Below are 1,796 nucleotides of genomic sequence, written 5' to 3'. Positions count from 1 at the left end.
GCGCTTGCCGCCGCGCTTGCCGCGACGGCGCTTCTTGCCCTGCCCCTCTTCGGCTGCTTCCGCCCCGGCCGGTGCTTCAGCCGTGACCTCGGCTGTCGCTTCGCCAGCAATCGTGCCGGCGTCCGCAGGTGCGGGGGCCGAGACGGCATCGCCATGGCCTTGATGCTCGCGGTCGCGATCCTTGCCGCCGCGCCGCCGACGGCGTTTGCGGCGCTTGCGGCCGCCTTCGCCGTCCTCGGACCGCTGCGGATGCTGTCCCTGCTGTGGATGGCGCGGCTGTTCGGCCTGGACCGATACCTCTTCTTCCTCCTCGACGACGATCTCGTCCTCGGGCTCTTCCGGCTCGACATAGGTCGGCAGGCTGCGCACCTCGACGAAGCCTTCCGGCTTCTCAGCCACCGCGCCGCGGAAGATCGCGTAGTGTTGTGCGCCCAGCGTCTCGTCGGCTTCGAGCGTGATGCTCAGGCCGAACCGGGCCTCGAGCTCGACCAGATTGGCGCGCTTGTGGTTGAGCACATAAAGCGCGGTCGCCGCCGGCGTGCGCACTGTGATGTGGCTGCGCGAATCCTTGAGCAGGAATTCCTCGATTGCCCGCACCACCATCAGCGCCACCGAGGAGTCCGATCTCACATGGCCCGTGCCGCCGCAATGCGGGCAGGGCTTCATCGTCGATTCCAGCACGCTGGCACGGATGCGCTGGCGCGACATCTCCATCAGGCCGAAATGCGAGATGCGACCGACCTGGATGCGGGCGCGATCGTTCTTGAGGTGATCCTTCAGCCGCTTCTCGACCGCGCGGTTGTTGCGGTTCTCCTCCATGTCGATGAAGTCGATGACGATCAGGCCGGCAAGGTCGCGCAGCCTGAGCTGCCGCGCGACTTCCTCGGCGGCCTCCAGATTGGTGTGGAGCGCGGTGTCCTCGATCGAATGCTCCTTGGTGGAGCGGCCGGAGTTGACGTCGATCGAAACCAGCGCCTCGGTCTGGTTGATGATGATGTAGCCGCCGCTCTTCAGCGTCACTTGCGGCTGCAGCATCCGGTCGAGCTGCGCCTCGATGCCGTTGCGCACGAAGATCGGCGTGGTGTCGCGGTAGGGCTGAACCACCTTGGCATGGCTCGGCATCAGCATCCGCATGAAGTCCTTGGCCTCGCGGTAGCCGTCCTCGCCGGAGACCAGGATCTCGTCGATATCCTTGTTGTACAGGTCGCGGACCGAGCGCTTGATCAGGCTGCCTTCCTCATAGACCAGGGCAGGGGCCGTGGACTGCAGCGTGAGATTGCGGACATTCTCCCAAAGCCGCATCAAATATTCATAGTCGCGCTTGATCTCGGCCTTGGTGCGGCTTTCGCCGGCGGTGCGCAGGATGACTCCCATGCCCTGCGGCACCTCGAGATCGGCGACGACCTCCTTCAGCCGCTTGCGGTCCTGAGCATTGGTGATCTTGCGCGATATGCCGCCGCCACGCGCGGTGTTCGGCATCAAGACCGAATAGCGGCCGGCGAGCGACAGATAGGTGGTCAGCGCCGCGCCCTTGTTGCCGCGCTCTTCCTTGACGACCTGGACCAGTAGGATCTGGCGGCGCTTGATGACTTCCTGGATCTTGTACTGGCGGCGCACCGGCTTGCGGCGGTTGCGAACCTCTTCAAGCGCATCCTCGGCGCCGACCGATTCGATTTCGTGTTCGTCCGAATGTGCGGACGAAACTTCTTCGAGCATGCCGCGATCATCGTCGCTGGGAGCGGCTGCCTCGGCCGGAGCGACCTCGCTGGTCGATTCGGCCTGCACCGGTTCCGAAA

The 1,796-nt window shown here is 65.1% G+C and carries 1 protein-coding gene; it reads right to left on the bottom strand.

The features are described 5' to 3' along the window. Positions 1–1,785: ribonuclease E/G (locus tag EOA60_RS31420; RefSeq protein ID WP_281060799.1), on the bottom strand; the 1,785-nt coding region annotated here is incomplete at its 3' end. Positions 1,786–1,796: the final 11 nt, after the last annotated feature.

It is taken from the genome of Mesorhizobium sp. M1A.F.Ca.IN.020.06.1.1 (assembly GCF_004023265.1).
In the GTDB taxonomy this organism is placed as follows: Bacteria; Pseudomonadota; Alphaproteobacteria; order Rhizobiales; family Rhizobiaceae; genus Mesorhizobium.
Note: the sequence above shows the minus strand (reverse complement) of the source record. Positions and strands in the feature narration are given on the sequence as shown.